The organism is Pseudomonas sp. CFII64 (assembly GCF_000416235.1).
GTDB lineage: Bacteria > Pseudomonadota > Gammaproteobacteria > Pseudomonadales > Pseudomonadaceae > Aquipseudomonas.
Genome location: NZ_ATLO01000039.1, coordinates 116,828 through 136,307, shown reverse-complemented (window position 1 = coordinate 136,307; position 19,480 = coordinate 116,828). Strand labels below are relative to the sequence as shown.

The following is a 19,480-nucleotide window of genomic DNA, read 5'->3' as shown; positions in this document are numbered from 1 at the left end:
ACGTCCAATCATTCCCACTCAATAGTCGCTGGCGGCTTGCTCGACACGTCGTAGGTGACGCGGGAGATGCCTTCGATTTCATTGATGATGCGACCGGAAACGGTTTCCAGCAGCTCGTAAGGCAGGTGTGCCCAGCGTGCGGTCATGAAGTCGATGGTTTCCACAGCGCGCAGGGCGACGACCCACGCGTAACGACGGCCATCGCCGACCACGCCGACCGACTTGACCGGCTGGAACACCACGAACGCCTGGCTGACTTTGTGATACCAGTCGGCCTTGCGCAGTTCTTCGATAAAGATGTGATCTGCGCGACGCAGCAGGTCGGCATATTCTTTCTTCACTTCACCGAGGATCCGCACGCCCAGGCCCGGGCCCGGGAATGGGTGACGGTAAACCATGTCGTACGGCAGGCCCAGTTCCAGACCAAGACGACGCACTTCGTCCTTGAACAGCTCGCGCAGCGGCTCGACCAGCTTGAGGTTCATTTCATCCGGCAAGCCACCCACGTTGTGGTGGGACTTGATCACATGAGCCTTGCCGCTTTTCGCGCCAGCCGACTCGATGACGTCCGGGTAAATCGTGCCCTGGGCCAGGTACTTGATGTTGTCCAGCTTGCAGGATTCGGCATCGAACACGTCGATGAAGGTGCGACCGATGATCTTGCGCTTCTTCTCCGGGTCGCTTTCGCCCGCCAGATTGTTCAGGAACTGGTCCTGGGCATTTGCGCGGATCACTTTGACGCCCATGTTCTCGGCGAACATGGCCATCACTTGCTCGCCTTCGTGCAAGCGCAACAGACCGTTGTCGACGAACACGCAGGTCAGTTGATCGCCAATCGCCTTGTGCAACAGCGCGGCAACCACGGACGAATCAACACCGCCGGACAGACCCAGCAACACGTTGTCAGTACCCACCTGGGCGCGGACTTGCGCGATGGCGTCTTCAGCGATGTGCGACGGTGTCCACAAGGCTTCGCAACCGCAGATATCGAGGATGAAGCGCGACAGGATGCGACCGCCCTGCTTGGTATGGGTCACTTCCGGGTGGAACTGCACGCCGTAGTAGCCACGCGTATCGTCGGCCATGCCGGCAATCGGGCAGCTCGGGGTGCTGGCCAGGATGTGGAAACCTGCAGGAATCTCGGTAACTTTGTCACCGTGACTCATCCACACATCGAGACCGAAGACGCCATCGGCATCGACGTGATCTTCAATGCCGTCCAGTACGCGGCTCTTGCCGACGATGTCGACGCGGGCGTAACCGAATTCACGCATGTCCGAACCCTGGACGCGACCGCCCAGTTGCTCGGCCATGGTTTGCATGCCGTAGCAGATGCCGAAGACCGGTACATTCAGGTCGAACACTGCTTGCGGCGCGCGGGGACTGTTGGCTTCGTGTACGGACTCAGGACCGCCGGCGAGGATGATCCCGCGTGGGTTGAATGCGCGAATCGCTTCGTCGTCCATGTCGAACGGATGCAGTTCGCAATACACGCCGATCTCACGCACGCGGCGGGCGATCAGCTGGGTGTACTGGGAACCGAAGTCGAGGATCAGGATGCGGTGGGCGTGAATGTCGAGGGCCATGACTCATTCTCGTCAAAAAACAGAAACGACACGGGGCTGCGTAACAGCCCCGGCTATAAAACTCGTTGGGTTGCATCGCGGCGAACCACGATGCAATCCGGATCAACCGACGCGATAGTTCGGCGCTTCCTTGGTGATCTGCACGTCATGGACGTGGGATTCAGCCATGCCGGCACCGGTGATGCGCACGAATTCAGGCTTGGTGCGCATCTCTTCGATATCGGCGCTGCCGGTGTAACCCATGGAGGAACGCAGGCCGCCCATCAACTGATGGATGATCGCCGACAGCGAGCCTTTATAGGCGACGCGGCCTTCGATGCCTTCCGGTACCAGCTTCTCGGCGCCTTCGGACGAATCCTGGAAGTAGCGGTCCGAAGAGCCCTGGGCCTGGGACATAGCACCCAGCGAACCCATGCCGCGATAAGCCTTGTAGGAGCGGCCCTGGAACAGTTCGATTTCGCCCGGAGCCTCTTCGGTACCGGCGAACATCGAACCCATCATCACGCAGCTTGCGCCAGCAACAATGGCCTTGGACAGGTCACCCGAGAAACGGATACCGCCGTCGGCGATCAGCGGGACGCCGGTGCCTTCAAGGGCAGCGGCAACGTTGGCGATGGCGCTGATTTGCGGAACGCCCACACCGGCAACGATACGCGTGGTGCAGATCGAGCCAGGACCGATACCGACCTTGACCGCGTCGGCGCCAGCAGCAACCAGTGCCTTGGCGGCAGCGCCGGTGGCGATGTTGCCGCCGATGACCTGCACGTCAGGGAAGTTCTCTTTGACCCAGCGAACGCGATCGATCACGCCTTTGGAGTGACCGTGGGCAGTGTCGACCACCACCACATCAACGCCGGCAGCTACCAGCGCAGCAACACGCTCGCCAGTGTCCTTGCCGGTGCCGACCGCAGCGCCGACCCGCAGACGACCCTGGTCGTCCTTGCTGGCCAGCGGATAAGCCTTGGCTTTTTCGATGTCCTTGACGGTCATCATGCCTTTGAGCGCGAACTTGGCGTCGACGATCAGGACTTTTTCCAGGCGGTGCTTGTGCAGCAACTCGCGCACTTCGTACTTGTCGGCGCCTTCACGCACGGTGACCAGACGCTCTTTAGGCGTCATCACTTCGCGAACAGGGACATCCAGACGGTTTTCAAAGCGTACGTCGCGGGAAGTCACGATGCCGACCAGGTCGCCATTGTGCAGGACAGGTACACCGGAGATGTTGTGCAGGCGGGTCAGTTCGAACAGGTCACGAACCGTGGCATCGGCTTCGATGGTAATCGGATCCTTGACCACGCCGGCTTCAAACTTCTTGACCTTGCGCACTTCGGCAGCTTGCTGCTCGATGGTCATGTTCTTGTGGATCACACCGATACCGCCTTCCTGAGCCATGGCAATTGCCAGACGGGCCTCAGTCACGGTGTCCATTGCAGCGGAAACCAGGGGGATATTCAGTTCGATGCCACGGGTCAAACGGGTCTTCAGACTGACTTCATTGGGAAGCACCTCGGAATAACCGGGCACAAGGAGGATGTCGTCGAAAGTAAGTGCTTCTTGGCTGATACGCAGCATCGCGGGGGCTCCCGAGCGGGAAATTGGAAGCGCGCCATTATACCCAGACAGCCCCCCCGGCTCAATGTAAACCTCAGGCTATTATCGAGCGTATTTATAGACGGACTTTGACGAAGGACAACGGACGATCCAGACGTTCGGCGAAGTCGTCCAGAAAACTCTGTTTGAACGACGCATCGAGCCAGTTGTTGAAGATGAAGCCCAGGTTGGAAAAACCGCAGGCTTGCAGGAACAGGAAGCCATTGATGTCGTCTTCGTGCCCGCACAACGGGCAGATGAAGTTGTCGGTATGGCCGGGCATCCATTCTTCCAGGCTGTCGAACAATGCTTCGCCGATTTCCTTGCGACATTCCGGGCAACCGGCTTCTTCGGCGAAATCATTGAGCGGCGTGAAGATGCAGCGTTTGGTGACGACTTCCAGGCCATTGACCGGTTGACCGAACGGCAGCGCTTCGGGGTTTTCCACCACCGCGCGGGCACCCGGCGCAATGGCGTAGGCCATTTTGTTGGAGGTTCGGCCGCAGGTGGTCAGTTCGGGCTCGACCACGTTGAGCTTGACCAGCCAGCGCAGAATCAACCGCGCCCGGGCCTCACGTCCGGGGAAACCGGAAATTTGCGGGACAAGAATGCTTTGGCTGTTCATGGTGGCGTATCACAGGCGGCTTATCGAGTGCGGCAGCTTAATCCCCCGTCGCGTCAGGTCAAGTGCAGCGGTCAGCCGGCCATATACCGCCCGATCAACGCGATGCCGCTGAACAGCACCAACCAGGTCACCAGCCGCACGAATGTCTCGCGGGACAGCTTCATGATCAGCGCCCGGCCGATCCACGAACCCACGGCCATCGCCGGCAACAGACACACCGCCAGAACCAGCAACGGAATCTGCGCGTAGACACCGGCAATCAGAAACAGACTCAAGCGCACGATGGTGCTGCAACTGATCAACGCGCTTTGCGTGGCCCGCGCCTGCGCCTTGTCGGTCAGCCGGCTGTTGAGGTAGATCGCGTAAAGAAAGCCGCCGCTGCCAAACAGCGCACCGAACAGCCCACCGACCGTGCCCATGGGAATCGCCCAGCCCGCCGCCAATTGTGTCGGCCGCACTTTCACCGCCAGGCTGTACAGCGCGTACGCCGTGATGAACAGCCCCATTAATAAAAGCAGCACGTCGGATTTCAGGTTGAGCAGAAACAGCACACCCAAGGTGCAGCCCACCGCCATGCAGGGCAGCAGGCGCACTAATTCGGACTTGACCACCGATTGCCGGGAAGGCAGCAGATTGCCAAACGCGGCGATGAAATCCAGCATCACCAGCAGCGGGATGATGCGCGACAACGGCATGAAATTGATCAGGATCGGCCCGGCTACCAACGCCGTGCCGAAACCGGCAATGCCGAACACTATATAAGCAGCAACCACGCCCAGCTCGATCAGCAGCCAGTCCAGAGGCGTGAAGCCCAGTTGCGTGAAGGTGGCGATGATGTCGATAGTGCCCAACAGACTTCCTCCCTGAAAAACACCTGGCAAGCTACAACAAATTGGCTGCTTCTATAGATCCCCGGTACTGCGCTATCCCCCGTAGGACCGGCTTTAGCCGGGAGAGCATCGTATCTGATCCAGTGAACGCATGGGGTATACCGCCTCGCTCCCGGCTAAAGCCGGCCCTACAGAATAGTCGTATCTCCACGGTGCGCGGGGCGGGCATTGCCATTATGATGCCCACCATGATCAAAGACCCCTTCGCAAGACTCGGCCTCGACCGGGAAGTCCTTACTGTCAGCCAGCTCAACGGCCGCGCGCGGGTGTTGCTGGAGGATGTGTTCAGCAATATCTGGGTCGAGGGCGAGATCTCCAATCTGTCGCGCCCGGCATCCGGCCACGTGTATTTCACCCTCAAGGATTCCGGCGCGCAGGTACGTTGTGCGCTGTTCCGACAGAGTGCGGCGCGGGTACGCCAGGCGCTCAAGGACGGCTTGCAGGTCAAGGTGCGCGGCAAGGTCTCGCTGTTCGAAGGCCGTGGCGACTATCAACTGATCCTCGATACCGTGGAGCCTGCCGGCGACGGCGCGCTGCGCCTGGCGTTCGATGCCCTGAAAGAAAAGCTCAGCGCTGAAGGCCTGTTCAGTGCCGAACGCAAGGTCGCGCTGCCGCTGCATCCGCAACGCATCGGCATTATCAGCTCGCCCACCGGGGCGGTGATTCGCGACATCATCAGCGTGTTTCGTCGCCGCGCCCCGCAAGTGCAATTGACGCTGATCCCCACGGCCGTGCAAGGCCGCGACGCCATCGCGCAGATCGTCCGCGCGCTGAAACTGGCCGACGCCCGAGGTTTCGACGCGCTGATCCTGGCCCGTGGCGGCGGTTCGCTGGAAGACCTGTGGTGCTTCAACGAGGAAGCGGTGGCCCGCGCCATCGACGCGTGCGTGACGCCGATCGTCAGCGCGGTCGGGCATGAAACCGATGTGTCCATCAGCGACTTCGTGGCTGATGTCCGCGCGCCGACGCCGTCAGCCGCCGCCGAACTGCTGGCCCCGGATTCCAGCGACCTGCATCGTCGTGTGGACAACCTGCATCGTCGCCTGGTCAGTCGCATGCAGGACAAACTCATGCGCGAGCGTTTGCGCCTGGAAGGCATTTCCCGCCGCCTGCGTCATCCAGGCGAACGCCTGCGCCAGCAAGCCCAGCGTCTGGATGATCTGGACATGCGCATGCGCCGTGCCTTCGAGCAGCAGATGCACAAGCGTCAGGTGCGCATCGCTCACCTTGAAAGCCGCCTGGCCGCCCAGCATCCGGGACGCGCCCTCGCCTTTCTGCGTCAGCGTCTGGACGGGCTGGCCGCACGTTTGCCCAAAGCCATGCGCGACACGCTCAAGACCCGTCACCTGCAACTGCAAAGCCAGGTGCAAACCCTGCACGTGGTCAGCCCGCTGGCGACGCTGGGCCGCGGCTACAGCATTCTGCTCGACGAGCGCGGCCATGCGATTCGCAGTGCCGCGCAGACCCAAACCGGCCAGCGTTTGACGGCCCGACTGGGTGAAGGCGAATTGCAAGTCAGGGTCGAAGACAATCACCTGACGCCCGTCACCCTTTCTCTTCTGGATTGATTACTGATGCTGCGATTTTTAGCTCCGCTGCTGGCTGTTTTTCTGTGCCTGCCCGCTCAGGCTGACAGTTACATCACGCGTTTATTGAACAAGCCAGTTCCCGGCGGCGTTGCGGTGGTCGATCTGGGCACCGGCGCTCAGGCGCCGAGAGCTACGTATCAAGGCAAGCCGGTGCTGGTGGTCCGGGAGCAGGACAGTCGCTGGCTGGCGATTGTCGGCGTGCCATTGACGGTCAAGCCGGGCTCGCAGCAATTGGCGATCAAGGAGGCCAGCGGCGTGCGCAATCTGGCGTTCAGCGTCGGCAGCAAGAAGTACCCGGAACAGCACATCACGTTGAAGAACAAGCGTCAGGTGAATCCCGATCCCGCCGACCTGAAGCGCATCGAAGGCGAACTGGCGGAACAGATCGCCGCCTACCGCTCCTTCACGCCCACCACCCCAAGCAATCTGCTGCTGGACAAGCCGGTCAACGGCCCGCTGTCGAGCAAATTCGGCGTGCGTCGTTTCTTCAACGGCGAAGAACGCAACCCTCACGCCGGCCTGGACTTTGCCGTTCCCGCTGGCACGCCGATCAAATCGCCGGCAGCGGGCAAAGTGATTCTGACCGGCAACTACTTTTTCAACGGCAACACCGTGTTCGTCGACCACGGCCAAGGCTTCATCAGCATGTTCTGCCACATGTCGAAGATCGACGTGAAAGTCGGCGACGCCGTGCCACGCGGCGGCGTGGTGGGCAAAGTCGGTGCCACCGGCCGCGCGACGGGGCCGCATATGCACTGGAACGTCAGCCTGAACGATGCGCGGGTCGATCCGGCGATATTTATCGGGGCGTTTCAGCCTTAGGGTTACGAGCTGCTGGGGGCTTGGCCGCGAAAGCGCTTTTTGACGAATGCCTTCGCGGCCAAGCCTCGCTCCAACGGATCGCGCCCAGCTTTATGACTCAGCAATAAAAAGCTTTAAAAAAACAATTACGCGCTACAAAAGCACAGACTTCCGGCAATAACGCGACTTCCTCTCAATTTTTTCCAACTGCTTGCCAACTTTCACCCCAATGGTTACGGTTGACGTCATGAATACCTCCCAAACCCTCATTCTGTTGCGGCAACATCGCTGTCTCAGCCTGGTCAGTGCACGACTGCCAAGCTAGATTGCGGTGCCTCGCCCCTGTCTCTTCGAATTATCGGTTGGCCGCCTCTACCCGGCCCCTCAAGAACAAAGGATGTCCCCATGACCATGCTCAAAGATCCGTCCAAGAAGTACCGCGCGTTCCCGACTATTGATTTGCCGGACCGCACCTGGCCTTCGAAAACCATTACCGAAGTGCCGATCTGGTGCAGCTCCGACCTTCGTGATGGTAACCAGTCGCTGATCGAGCCAATGGACGCGGTCAAGAAGCTGCGTTTCTGGAAGACGCTGGTCAGCGTCGGCGTCAAGGAAATCGAAGCGTCGTTCCCGGCGGCCTCGCAGACTGACTTTGACTTCGTTCGTACCCTGATCGAAGACGATCACATCCCGGACGACACCACCATCCAGGTCTTGACCCAAGGCCGTGAAGACCTGATCGCGCGCACCTTTGAATCCCTGCGCGGCGCGAAAAAGGCCATCGTTCACCTGTACAACGCCACCAGCCCATCTTTCCGCCGCATCGTCTTCAATCAGGACAAGGCCGGCGTCAAAGAGATCGCAGTCAGCGCTGCCAAGCTGTTCGTCAAATACGCTGCCGAACAACCGGACACGCAATGGACGTTCGAGTATTCGCCAGAGACCTTCAGCGCTACCGAACTGGAGTTCGCCAAGGAAGTCTGCGACGCGGTCATCGAAGTCTGGAACGCGACGCCAGAGAACAAAGTCATCCTCAACCTGCCCGCCACGGTTGAAGTGGCGACGCCCAATATCTACGCCGACCAGATTGAATGGTTCTGCCGCAATATCACCCGTCGTGACAGCGTGATCATCAGCCTGCACACCCACAACGACCGTGGCACTGGCGTTGCGGCCACCGAGCTGGGCCTGATGGCTGGCGCGGATCGTGTTGAAGGCTGCCTGTTCGGCAACGGCGAACGCACCGGCAATGTGGATCTGGTCACAGTGGCGTTGAACATGTACACCCAGGGCCTCAACCCGCAGCTGGACTTCTCCGACATCGACGGCGTGCGCAAAGTCGTTGAAGAGTGCAACCAGATTCCGGTTCACCCGCGTCATCCGTATGTGGGCGATCTGGTCCACACCGCGTTCTCCGGCTCGCACCAGGACGCAATCCGCAAAGGTTTCACCCAGCAGAAACCGGACGAATTGTGGGAAGTGCCTTACCTGCCCATCGACCCGGCGGATATCGGCCGCAGCTACGAGGCGGTGATTCGTGTCAACAGCCAGTCCGGCAAAGGCGGCATCGCTTATCTGCTGGAACAGGAATACGGCATCTCGTTGCCGCGCCGCATGCAGATCGAATTCAGCCAGGTCGTGCAGGGTGAAACGGATCGCCTGGGCCTGGAAATGTCGGCGCAGCAGATTTACGCGTTGTTCAAACGCGAATACCTGCAAGCCAACAAGCCTTACGCGCTGATCAGTCATCGCCTGCAGGAAGAGAACAACACCAGCGCCGTGGATGCGGAAGTCAGCGTCAACGACGAAACCCAGCGCTGGAAAGGCAAAGGCAACGGCGCGCTGGAAGCGCTGGTTTCAAGCCTGCCGGTGGGCGTGGAAATCATGGACTACAACGAGCACGCCATCGGCGCAGGCACCACGGCCAAGGCCGCTGCCTACATCGAACTGCGTGTGAACGGTGAGCGAGCGATCCACGGCGTGGGCATCGATGAAAACATCACCACCGCCAGCTTCCGTGCTCTGTTCAGCGCCCTGAACCGCTCACTGACCCAAGCGGAAGCCGCAAAGGCTGCCTGAAACGCCTGAGCGCAACGAAAAAGCCCGAAGCATTTGCTTCGGGCTTTTTGTTTGGTCAGTTATTGACACTGAAACGCCGCGGGACGGCTTTAGCCGGGAATACGCCTTCCCGGCTAAAGCCGTCCCACCGTGAAAGTCCCGACAGACTCATTCACGCGGTGGTATTCACGCCACCGGTGAGCTGGATCAACGCGGCCTGCTGGGATTGCAGCAGCGCAGTAGTGCTGGCTATCTGAGTCTGGATCGCCATGGCGCGTTGAGCCTTCTCTGCATCCGAACCGTTACCGTTCAGTGCTGCAGCCAATTGCTGCTGCTCTTTCTGCAGCTGCTTTTCAGTCTCTTTGATCAGCTCTTTGAGCTGGTCGATGCTTTTTTGAGCGGCATCGGAAGGCGAACTGGCGGTAGCACCGCCAGCGCCTGTTGCATCAACGGCAACGGTCGAGGGTTTGCCACTGTCGTCTTCAGCAGTGGCGACCGTAGCAGTGGGTACAGCAGCGGTGGCGGCAGGATCTTTCTTGATCGTGACGCTGAATGCGGTTGAATAACTGCTGAGTGATGACGTGCTGATCGTGGTCATGCCGTACTCCCGAAAAGAAACATTCAGTAATGGATAGACGGCATATCGGCTGATTCAGACACAACTGAACACAATCATTGTATCTCGAAGGTATCGGCATCCAGATCAGCGGGAAATCTTGTGCGGTAGGCCGCAAGTTCCGCCGCATTCAATGACACCTCAAACACGCCTTCTGCTTCACCGGCGCTGAACAGGCTTTCACCCTGGAAATCCAGAACCTGACTGTCGCCGGTATAAGCGAAGCCTTTACCATCGGTGCCGGTGCGGTTCACCGCCGCGACGTAGCAAAGATTCTCGATCGCCCGCGCTGGCAGCAGCCGATTCCAGTGCAGACGACGTGCGCCCGGCCAGTTGGCGGTGTACAGCAGCAGATCGGTGTTCTGCGCATCGCGGCTCCACACCGGGAATCGCAGGTCGTAGCAAATCAGCGGACGAATCCGCCAGCCCTTGAGTTCGAACTGCACCTGCTGGCTGCCCGGGCTGTAGTGCTCATGCTCGCCGGCCATGCGGAACAGGTGTCGTTTGTCGTAATGCAGCAACTCCCCATCCGGGCGCGCCCACAACAGCCTGTTGCGATGGCTGCCGTCAGCGGCCTTGACGATGATGCTGCCGGTGACCACCGCTTGCAGACGCTTGGCCTGGGCCAGCATCCATTTGGCGGTGGGCCCGAATTCCGGCTCTGCCAGGGTTTCCGACGCCATGGAAAACCCTGTGGTGAACATTTCCGGCAGGATCACCAGGTCAGCGCCGCTGAGCGGGTCCAGCAGCATGGCGAAATGCTCGTGATTGGCCTGGCGGTCATGCCAGGCCAGAGAGGTCTGGACCAACGCCAGATTCAGATTCGGCAACTGGCTTAAATCGCGCATAACTTCTCCGCCGCCAGACGCAGCGTCTCTTCGCGCTTGGCGAAGCACAGACGAATGATCCGCTGGCCTTCAGGCGGGCTTTGGTAGAACACAGAAATCGGAATGCTCGCAACGCCGTGCTCGCGGGTCATCCACAGCGACATGTCGACGTCATTGAGATCCGGGCGAATCTGCGAATAGTCCACCAATTGGAAGTAGGTGCCGCCCACTGGGGTGAAGCTGAAGCGTGACGCTTTCAGCCGATCACAGAAAAAATCCCGCTTGGCCTGATAGAACGCCGGCAGTTCTTCAACATGCTCGGGGTGCTCCGCCATGAAATCAGCCAACGCATACTGCAACGGCGTGACGCCGCAGAAACTCACGTATTGGTGGATCTTGCGCAGCTCGGCAGTCAATGCCGGGGGCGCAACCACGTAACCGGTTTTCCAGCCGGTGACGTGATACGTCTTGCCGAACGAGCTGACCACGAATGCGCGCTGATACAGCTCTTCGTGGGCCAGCACGCTGGCGTGCTGAACACCGTCGAATACCAGATGTTCATAAACCTCGTCGCTGAGCAGGTAGATGTCACGATCGGCAATCAACGCGGCCAGACGGTCCAGATCGGCGCGGGTGATCAATGCGCCGCTGGGATTATGCGGGCTGTTGATCACGATCATCCGGGTACGCGGGCTGATCGCATCGCTGAGTTTCTGCCAGTCGATAGCAAACTCGCCCAGCGTCAACTGCACGTGCACGCAACGCCCGCCCGCCAACTCGACAGAGGGTTCATAGCTGTCGTAGCACGGGTCAAAAATGATGACTTCATCACCGGGTTGCACCACGGTCTGAATCGCACAGAAAATCGCCTGGGTAGCGCCCGGCGTAATGGTGATTTCTGTTTCCGGGTCGACCTTGCGGCCGTAGCTGCGCGCGATCTTGGCGGCGACCTGTTGGCGCAACGCGGGCAAGCCGGTCATTGGCGCGTACTGGTTATGACCTTCGGCCACGTGGCGGCTCAAGGCATCGCGCAGCGCTTGCGGGCCATCGAAATCCGGAAAACCCTGGGAAAGATTGATCGCACCGGTCTCGGCGGCGAGTTGGGACATGACGGTGAAAATGGTGGTGCCGACGTTGGGCAGCTTGCTCGTAATCATGGGCCTTCTCAACTGTACGCCCGGCTCCACGGTGGCACGGGTCATCCAGAATAGCCCATAGAGCGCGCATAAAAAAAGGCGCTATTAGCGCCTTTTCGGAGAAAGCCTGTTACAGAATCAGCGCTTGTCGCGACGTTTCTTGTCGGCTTTCTTGTGGTGCGACATCATTCGACGCTTCTTGTTGACCTGACGGTCCGTCAGCGTGTTCTTGTTGCCTTCGTACGGGTTCTCGCCGCCTTTGAACTCGATACGGATCGGCGTACCGACCAGTTTCAGCACGCGGCGGTAAGTGTTTTCCAGATACCGGACATAAGACTTCGGTACTTTCTCGACCTGGTTACCGTGAATCACGATCAACGGCGGGTTGGCGCCACCCAAGTGCGCATAACGCAGCTTGATACGACGACTGCCCACCATCGGCGGCGCATGCTCGCTGACCGCATCTTCGAGGATCTGCGTCAGGCGGCTGGTCGGCCAGCGCGTCACGGCGGACTTGAACGAGTTCTGCACCGACTGATACAGGTTACCCACGCCGGTGCCATGCAAGGCCGAAATGAAGTGGATATCGGCGAAGTCGACGAAGAACAACCGGCGTTCAAGCTCGGTTTTCACGAAGTCGCGTTCGCTTGGCACCATGCCATCCCACTTGTTCAGGGCGATGACCAGCGCACGACCCGATTCCAGGGCGAAGCCCAGCAGGTTGAGGTCGTGATCGACCACACCTTCACGGGCGTCCATCACGAAGATCACCACGTTGGCGTCTTTGATGGCCTGCAGGGTTTTGACCACCGAGAATTTTTCGACTTCCTCGTGGATCTTGCCGCGCTTGCGAACACCGGCGGTGTCGATCAGCGTGTACTTTTCGTCGTTGCGGGTGAACGGGATGTAGATGCTGTCGCGGGTGGTGCCCGGTTCGTCATACACGATAACCCGGTCTTCACCCAGCATGCGGTTGACCAGGGTCGACTTGCCGACGTTAGGGCGACCGATGATGGCGATCTTGATGCCGTCTTTCTCGCTCGGACCCGGAATGCGCTTGGCTTCCTGACCTTCGGCAACGACTTCAGGCTCGCCTTCTTCTTCCTCTTCCCCTTCGTCTTTGGGGAATTGGCTGAGGGCGATTTCCAGCATCTGGCTGATGCCACGGCCGTGAGCACCGGCTACCGGGATGGCGTCGCCCATGCCCAGCGGGGCAAATTCGGCGCGGGCCATTTCCGGATCGATGTTGTCGACCTTGTTGGCGACCACGTAGGAACGCTTGCCACGCTTGCGCAAGTGCTCACCGATCATCTGGTCTGCAGCGGTGAAACCGGCGCGCGAGTCCACCAGAAACAGCACGACATCAGCTTCTTCGATGGCCATCAGCGATTGCTCGGCCATCTTTTCATCCATGCCATGCTCGTCGCCGGAGATACCGCCGGTGTCGATCAGGATGTAGGAGCGCCCTTGCCACTTGGCCTCACCGTATTGGCGATCACGGGTCAGACCGGACAGATCGCCGACGATGGCGTCGCGAGTCCTGGTCAGGCGGTTGAACAAGGTGGACTTGCCGACGTTCGGTCGACCCACCAGGGCGATTACGGGAACCATGCGGCTCTCCACTTCGTTATTTCAGAAAATACAAAAGCCGCTGCAGGGCAGCGGCCGGAGTTCGGAGCAGCGCCTCTTGGCGCTGCAGACCCTGCCGGAGCAGGGTTGCCGGAGGTCCAGGACCTCAAGCATAGACAGTCTTTACTTGATGGTCAGGGCTTCCAGCTTGCCACTGTTGCCAAACACATAAATCATGTCGCCAACCACCAGCGGACGGGCACGCAGGCCGTCGCTGTCAATGCGCTCACGCCCCACGAAACGACCATCGACCTGGCTCAACAGGTGCAGATAGCCTTCCATGTCGCCGACCGCAACATAGCTGGAATAAACTTCCGGCGCGCCGAGTTGGCGGCGAGCCAGAGCATCGTTGCTCCACAGCGCTGTGGACGAACGCTCATCGATACCTTCGACGGTGCCGTTGGCCAGGCTTACGTAGACGCTGCCAAAACCCTGGGCGACACCGGCGTAGCTGGAAGCATCACGCTGCCAGAGTACCCGACCGCTTTCCAGTTCCAGACCGGCAACCCGGCCCTGATAGCTGGCAACGTACAAGGTGCCACCGGAAAGCAGCAGCCCGCCGTCGATATCGACAACGCGTTCCAGCTCCGAGCGACCTTGCGGGATAGCAACGCGCTGCTCCCACGCCGGCACGCCGCTGGCGGTGTCCAGCGCAACGATCTTACCGGTCGACAGGCCAGCCACCGCAAGGTGGTTGGTCACGATTGGCGCGCCAGTACCGCGCAGCGTCAACACGGCCGGCGTGCTTTCGTAGATCCAGCGCTGGGTGCCGGTGGCGGCATCGAAGCCGATCACACGGTCATCCTGAGTCTGGACAACCACCACGTCACCGTTGGTGGCAGGCGGAGCCAGCACTTCACTGGTCACGCGAGCGCGCCATTTTTCTTCGCCGGTGGCTTCGTCAAGGACGACGATCTCGCCCTTGAGCGTCCCCACCATCAGCATGCCGTAGCCGACGCCGACCGCACCGGAAACCGGCAGTTCGAGGTCTTTCTTCCAGACCACATCGCCGTTCAGACGATCCAGCGCCATGATCACGCCGGTCACGTCCGAAGCGAAGATACGGTCGCCGTCGATGGCCGGAACCAGCATGTTGTAGGTTTCGCCCTGACCGTCACCGATCGAACGGCTCCACTGCTTGTGCAGGACCACTTCTTCTTTGAAGTCGGTCAGCTCGGCCGGTGGCAATTCTTTCTTGCTGTTGCTGCTGCAACCCGCGGCCAAAATGGCCAGAGCCAGCAATGCTGCATGTTTCCAACGCATCACGTCACGCATCCCCTTTGGCCAAGTCGTCGAGCTTCATTTGTAGGCCACCTACGGCTGCTTCTTCAGACAGCGCGGATTTGGCTTTTTGGTATGCAGCATGCGCATCGTCAGTGCGACCCAACTGTACCAGCAGGTCACCCTTGAGTTCTTCACGACTGGCCAGGAACGCCTTGTCGGCATCGCCTTCCAGCAATTTCAGTGCATCTTCGGTCTTGTTCTGTGCCGCTAACACGCGAGCCAGACGCTGACGGGCGATTTCACCCAGCGTGTCGCTGGCCGGCTTGTCGGTGACCAGTTTCAGCTCGGCGACTGCGTCATCCAGCTTGCCGGTGTCGACCGCCACCTTGGCGACGAAAAGACTGCCGTACTGTGCGTAAGCCGTGCCACCGAACTCGCTTTTCAGCTTGTTGGCGATATCGGCGACACGGGCGGTGTCAGCCTGGCCGCTCGGCGTCAGCGCGGTTTCCAGCAATTGCTGGTACAGCGCGGAGGCACCCTGGGACTGATTGCTCTCGTATCTGCTCCATGCCTGCCAGCCAAGGACAATGACCAACGCCAGCAAACCGCCAGTCAACAGGGGTTTGCCGTTACGCTGCCACCAGTCCTTCATTACCGCCAGCTCTTCATCTTCGGTACGCGACACCCCAATACTCCTATTCGCTAAATCGGCTGTTAATCAGCTTCAACCCTGCACAACGCAGGAGGCCAGGTGCTCGGACAGAGCATCCCAGGCAATATTTTGTTGTTCGCCCTGCCCACGCAGGGGTTTGACACCGATCACTTGCTGCGCCAACTCCTCCTCACCGAGGATCAGGGCAAACAGTGCGCCGCTCTTGTCGGCTTTCTTGAACTGGCTCTTGAAGCTACCGGCGCCGGCATTGACCTGCAAACGCAGGGTTGGCAACTGGTCACGGACGCGCTCGGCCAGGGCCAGCGCAGCCAGCTCGGCCGCTTCGCCGAACGCGCACAGGTAAACATCCACCTGACGGGAAATTTCTTCGGGAATCTGCTCCAGAGTTTCCAGCAACAGCACCAGACGCTCGATACCCATGGCGAAACCGACGCCCGGCGTTGGCTTGCCGCCCATTTGCTCGACCAGCCCGTCGTAACGACCACCGGCACACACCGTCCCCTGGGAACCGAGTTTGTCGGTGACCCACTCGAAAACGGTCTTGCTGTAGTAGTCCAGCCCGCGCACCAGCTTCGGGTTGATGACGTAAGGAATACCGACCGCATCCAGACGCGCCTTTAAGCCTTCGAAATGGATACGCGACTCATCGTCCAGGTAATCCGCCAGTTTCGGCGCATCGACCAGCACGGCCTGGGTTTCCGGATTCTTGGTATCGAGTACACGCAACGGATTGGTTTTCAGACGGCGCTGGCTGTCTTCATCCAGCTCGCTCAGACGCGACGACAGGAACTCCACCAATGCATCGCGATAACGCGCACGCGCTTCGCTGGTGCCCAGGCTGTTCAGCTCCAGTTTTACCGCGTCGCGAATGCCCAGCTCCTTCCAGAGGCGCCAGGTCATGACGATCAGTTCGGCGTCGATGTCCGGGCCGTCGAGGTTGAAGACTTCCAGGCCAATCTGGTGAAACTGGCGATAACGGCCTTTTTGCGGGCGTTCGTGACGGAACATCGGGCCGATGTACCAGAGTTTCTGCACCTGGCCGCCGCCAGTGATGCCGTGTTCAAGCACCGCACGCACGCACGCGGCAGTCCCTTCGGGACGCAAGGTCAGCGAATCGCCGTTGCGGTCTTCGAAGGTGTACATCTCCTTCTCAACGATGTCAGTGACTTCGCCGATGGAGCGTTTGAACAGGTCGGTGAACTCCACGATGGGCATGCGAATCTGCCGGTAACCGTAGTTATCCAGCAAACGCGAGACGGTCCCTTCGAAATGACGCCACAATGGGGTCTGCTCGGGCAGGATATCGTTCATGCCACGAATGGCTTGCAGAGACTTACTCACAAAAAATCCTTAACAATTCTTGGGTTAGCCGCGCGCGATCAGCGCTGCGTCGGCTGCGACCTTTTCGGCCGCTTTCTGGCGAATCAAGCGTTCCAGCTCATCCACCAGATTGTCATTGGTCAGCTTCTGCGCAGGCTTGCCATCGATGTAGATCAGGTTCGGCGTGCCACCCGTCAGCCCGATATGCGCTTCCTTGGCTTCACCCGGACCGTTGACCACACAACCGATGACGGCAACGTCCAGCGGCACCAGCAAATCTTCGAGACGCCCTTCCAGTTCATTCATGGTCTTGACCACATCGAAGTTCTGCCGCGAGCAGCTCGGGCAGGCGATGAAGTTGATGCCACGGGAACGAAGGTGCAACGATTTGAGGATGTCGTAGCCGACTTTCACCTCTTCGACCGGGTCAGCGGCCAGCGAGATGCGGATAGTATCGCCAATCCCGTCGGCCAGCAGCATACCGAGGCCAACGGCGGATTTCACTGTGCCTGAACGCAGGCCACCGGCTTCGGTGATACCCAGGTGCAAAGGCTGGACGATTTCCTTGGCCAGCAGCCGATAGGCTTCGACGGCCATGAACACGTCGGAGGCTTTCACGCTGACCTTGAAGTCCGGAAAATTCAGGCGCTCAAGGTGCTCGACGTGGCGCAGAGCAGACTCCACCAGCGCAGCAGGCGTTGGTTCGCCGTATTTCTTTTGCAGGTCTTTTTCCAGGGAACCGGCGTTCACACCGATGCGGATCGGGATGCCGCGATCACGAGCCGCATCCACTACCGCCCGCACCCGGTCTTCACGACCGATGTTGCCCGGATTGATCCGCAGACAATCGACACCGAGCTCGGCAACGCGCAAGGCGATTCGATAATCGAAGTGGATATCGGCAACCAGCGGCACCTTGACCAGCTGTTTGATGCGCCCGAATGCTTCGGCAGCGTCCATATCGGGCACCGAGATGCGCACAATGTCCACGCCCGCAGCTTCAAGGCGATTGATTTGTGCAACCGTGGCCGCGACATCATTGGTATCGCTGTTGGTCATGCTCTGCACGGCAATTGGCGCATCGCCACCAACCGGAACCGAGCCGACCCAGATTTTTCGAGATTCGCGACGCTTGATCGGAGATTCGCCGTGCATGACTTATTGCCCCAGCTTCAGACGTGCGGTTCTGCCGTTGGTGAACGACGACAGATCGACCGGCTGACCATTGTAGTTGACCGTAACACCGGGTGGATTACCCAGAAGCAGGCTCAAAGGCGGCTTGCCGTTGACGTTGAGGCTGTCGCCTTTGCGCTTCAGGCCGCTGAATAGAACCTTGCCGCCCGCTTCGGTGACCTGCGTCCAGCAATCGGCGGCAAATTGAATCCCTACCGAACCTGCACCCACTGGCACCTCGGGTGCCGTTTCCGCTACGACAGGCGCACTGGCGGGGGCGCCCGGAACGGTTGGCGTGCCGCGTGCTGGAACAGACGGCGTAGTGGGTGTGTGCGCCGGAACCGTTGCCGAGGCCGAAGGCGCTGCAGCAGGTGCTTCCGTAGCAGGCGTACCCGTGTTCAACGGCAGTGACGACTGATTGCTGCTCAGCGATTCAGTCACGGCCTGATCTTCAGGCTCGTCCAGAGGATGAATCTGCGTCGTGCCGTCGGCACTTTCGACTTCAACATGTTCAGGAGTGAGGCTGACCGGATCCTTGCCACGCTGGGCAGCCTGATCCTGCCACCAGAGGAAACCGCCGCCCACCAGCACCACCAGCAACAGCAGGCTGACGATGCGCAGAATATTGTGCGAGAGCCGAACCGGCTCTTCGATGCGACCCAGTGCATGAACAGCCGAGCCCTGGCCGTCGGTGCCGGTGTACTGATCGAACTGGTTGACCAGCGCGGTCTGATCCAGCTCCAGCAACTTGGCGTAGGCGCGCACATAACCACGGGCAAAGGTGTGCCCGGGCAGCTTGTCGAAGTCGCCAGCCTCCAGGTTGCCGAGAGACGTTACGGTGAGGTTCAACCTCAAGGCGACATCTGGCAGCGACCAGTTTTTACTCTCACGGGCCTGACGCAGTGTTTCACCAGGATTGACGCGAGTGGCTGCTACAACTTCGGGATGCACCGCTTTCATCATTGCTCCGACAGGTATTGCTGATATTCCGGCGTACCGGGATAGAGTCTTTTGAGTTGCAGCCCGAAACTGGCTGCCTTGTTGCGATCGTCATAGACTTTTGCCAATCGCGTACCGAGCAATAGACTACGTGCATTTTGCTCGCTGAGTTGGCTAAAACGGTCGTAATAGTCACGCGAGGGCACATAATGCCTGTCTTCGTAGGACAACTCAGCCATTTCCAGCAATGATCGTGGCAGTTGGCGATCCAGGCGCAAGGCCTTGGTGAAATAATTCAGCGCCGCTTCACGATCGCCCAGCTTTACCGCCGTCAGGCCCAGGCTTTCAAAAACTCGCGAGCGTTCCGGATAAAGCGAATCCGAAGCTGCTTCTTCAAAACGCGCGTAGGCCTCTTTGTAACGGCCCTGTTCGTAGAGAAAGCTACCGTAGTTGTTGAGAATTCGGGCATCGCCCTTGCGCGCCGACAAGGCTTTGCGAAAGTGCTGATCCGCCAGCTCCGCTTCCATCTCAACCTGGAACACCAGGGCTAGCGCGGCATTGGCGTCGGCATCGGAACCGTCCAGCTCCAGCGCTTTTTTCAACGGCACCTTGGCCCGCTCGGTCTGGCCTTGCTGCAAATAACCCAGGCCCAGCTGCACATAGGCCTGACGAGCCTCGTCGCGTCCCTTGCCGGTACTCATCGGGTCGAGTTTGCCCGACGAGACGCAGCCCGCCAGCATCGTCACGAAACAGAGCAGCAGCGCGGCACGCACGGACATTGAGGTTCTCTCGGTCAAGATTGCG

The 19,480-nt window shown here is 59.8% G+C and carries 17 protein-coding genes; 3 read left to right on the top strand and 14 right to left on the bottom strand.

Going from position 1 to position 19,480, the window contains the following annotated elements; translation table 11 throughout:
• Window positions 1-8: 8 nt before the first annotated feature.
• From guaA to CFII64_RS17835, 4 genes are all read right to left on the bottom strand, one after another.
• Complete coding sequence (gene guaA / locus CFII64_RS17850; protein WP_020292216.1) at window positions 9-1,586, bottom strand: glutamine-hydrolyzing GMP synthase; 1,578 nt, start codon at window positions 1,584-1,586, stop codon at window positions 9-11.
• Window positions 1,587-1,688: 102 nt separating this feature from the next.
• The gene (gene guaB, locus CFII64_RS17845) at window positions 1,689-3,158 is read right to left on the bottom strand and encodes an IMP dehydrogenase (RefSeq protein WP_020292215.1); all 1,470 of its coding nucleotides are present in this window, start codon (window positions 3,156-3,158) and stop codon (window positions 1,689-1,691) included.
• A gap of 94 nt (window positions 3,159-3,252) precedes the next feature.
• Entirely contained in the window at window positions 3,253-3,801 is a 549-nt protein-coding gene (locus tag CFII64_RS17840) for a hypothetical protein (RefSeq protein WP_020292214.1), read from the bottom strand.
• A gap of 71 nt (window positions 3,802-3,872) precedes the next feature.
• Complete coding sequence (locus CFII64_RS17835; protein ID WP_020292213.1) at window positions 3,873-4,652, bottom strand: sulfite exporter TauE/SafE family protein; 780 nt, start codon at window positions 4,650-4,652, stop codon at window positions 3,873-3,875.
• Window positions 4,653-4,879: 227 nt separating this feature from the next.
• Between CFII64_RS17835 and xseA the strand changes: the two genes are divergently transcribed.
• The 3 genes from xseA to leuA all read left to right on the top strand — a co-directional run bounded on the left by xseA (window position 4,880) and on the right by leuA (window position 9,160).
• Entirely contained in the window at window positions 4,880-6,259 is a 1,380-nt protein-coding gene (gene xseA / locus CFII64_RS17830; protein ID WP_177325428.1) for an exodeoxyribonuclease VII large subunit, read from the top strand.
• A gap of 6 nt (window positions 6,260-6,265) precedes the next feature.
• Window positions 6,266-7,102, top strand: a complete 837-nt coding sequence (locus CFII64_RS17825; RefSeq protein ID WP_020292211.1) for a peptidoglycan DD-metalloendopeptidase family protein — start codon at window positions 6,266-6,268, stop codon at window positions 7,100-7,102.
• A 384-nt stretch (window positions 7,103-7,486) separates the two neighbouring features.
• Window positions 7,487-9,160, top strand: a complete 1,674-nt coding sequence (leuA, locus tag CFII64_RS17820; RefSeq protein ID WP_020292210.1) for a 2-isopropylmalate synthase — start codon at window positions 7,487-7,489, stop codon at window positions 9,158-9,160.
• Between the two features lie 151 nt (window positions 9,161-9,311).
• Here leuA and CFII64_RS17815 read toward each other — a convergent pair whose 3' ends face one another.
• The 10 genes from CFII64_RS17815 to pilW form a co-directional block, all read right to left on the bottom strand.
• Entirely contained in the window at window positions 9,312-9,737 is a 426-nt protein-coding gene (locus CFII64_RS17815; protein WP_020292209.1) for a hypothetical protein, read from the bottom strand.
• A gap of 74 nt (window positions 9,738-9,811) precedes the next feature.
• Window positions 9,812-10,603, bottom strand: coding sequence for an amidohydrolase (locus CFII64_RS17810; RefSeq protein WP_020292208.1), 792 nt, complete (start codon window positions 10,601-10,603; stop codon window positions 9,812-9,814).
• Window positions 10,591-11,739, bottom strand: a complete 1,149-nt coding sequence (locus CFII64_RS17805) for a pyridoxal phosphate-dependent aminotransferase (RefSeq protein WP_020292207.1) — start codon at window positions 11,737-11,739, stop codon at window positions 10,591-10,593. Before CFII64_RS17805 ends, CFII64_RS17810 begins: the two co-directional genes overlap by 13 nt.
• Before the next feature lie 117 nt (window positions 11,740-11,856).
• Complete coding sequence (der, locus tag CFII64_RS17800) at window positions 11,857-13,329, bottom strand: ribosome biogenesis GTPase Der (protein WP_020292206.1); 1,473 nt, start codon at window positions 13,327-13,329, stop codon at window positions 11,857-11,859.
• Window positions 13,330-13,470: 141 nt separating this feature from the next.
• Window positions 13,471-14,622: an outer membrane protein assembly factor BamB gene (gene bamB, locus CFII64_RS17795; RefSeq protein ID WP_044901470.1), complete on the bottom strand. Its 1,152-nt coding sequence runs from the start codon at window positions 14,620-14,622 to the stop codon at window positions 13,471-13,473.
• Complete coding sequence (locus CFII64_RS17790) at window positions 14,615-15,256, bottom strand: tetratricopeptide repeat protein (protein WP_020292204.1); 642 nt, start codon at window positions 15,254-15,256, stop codon at window positions 14,615-14,617. Before CFII64_RS17790 ends, bamB begins: the two co-directional genes overlap by 8 nt.
• 39 nt (window positions 15,257-15,295) lie before the next feature.
• On the bottom strand, window positions 15,296-16,585 hold the full coding sequence (gene hisS / locus CFII64_RS17785; RefSeq protein WP_020292203.1) for a histidine--tRNA ligase: 1,290 nt from the start codon (window positions 16,583-16,585) through the stop codon (window positions 15,296-15,298).
• A gap of 24 nt (window positions 16,586-16,609) precedes the next feature.
• A complete protein-coding gene (gene ispG, locus CFII64_RS17780; protein WP_020292202.1) occupies window positions 16,610-17,719 on the bottom strand; it encodes a flavodoxin-dependent (E)-4-hydroxy-3-methylbut-2-enyl-diphosphate synthase in 1,110 nt (369 codons plus the stop codon).
• 3 nt (window positions 17,720-17,722) lie between these two features.
• Complete coding sequence (locus CFII64_RS17775; protein ID WP_020292201.1) at window positions 17,723-18,697, bottom strand: RodZ family helix-turn-helix domain-containing protein; 975 nt, start codon at window positions 18,695-18,697, stop codon at window positions 17,723-17,725.
• Entirely contained in the window at window positions 18,697-19,455 is a 759-nt protein-coding gene (pilW, locus tag CFII64_RS17770; protein WP_020292200.1) for a type IV pilus biogenesis/stability protein PilW, read from the bottom strand. Before pilW ends, CFII64_RS17775 begins: the two co-directional genes overlap by 1 nt.
• Between the last annotated feature and the right edge of the window lie 25 nt (window positions 19,456-19,480).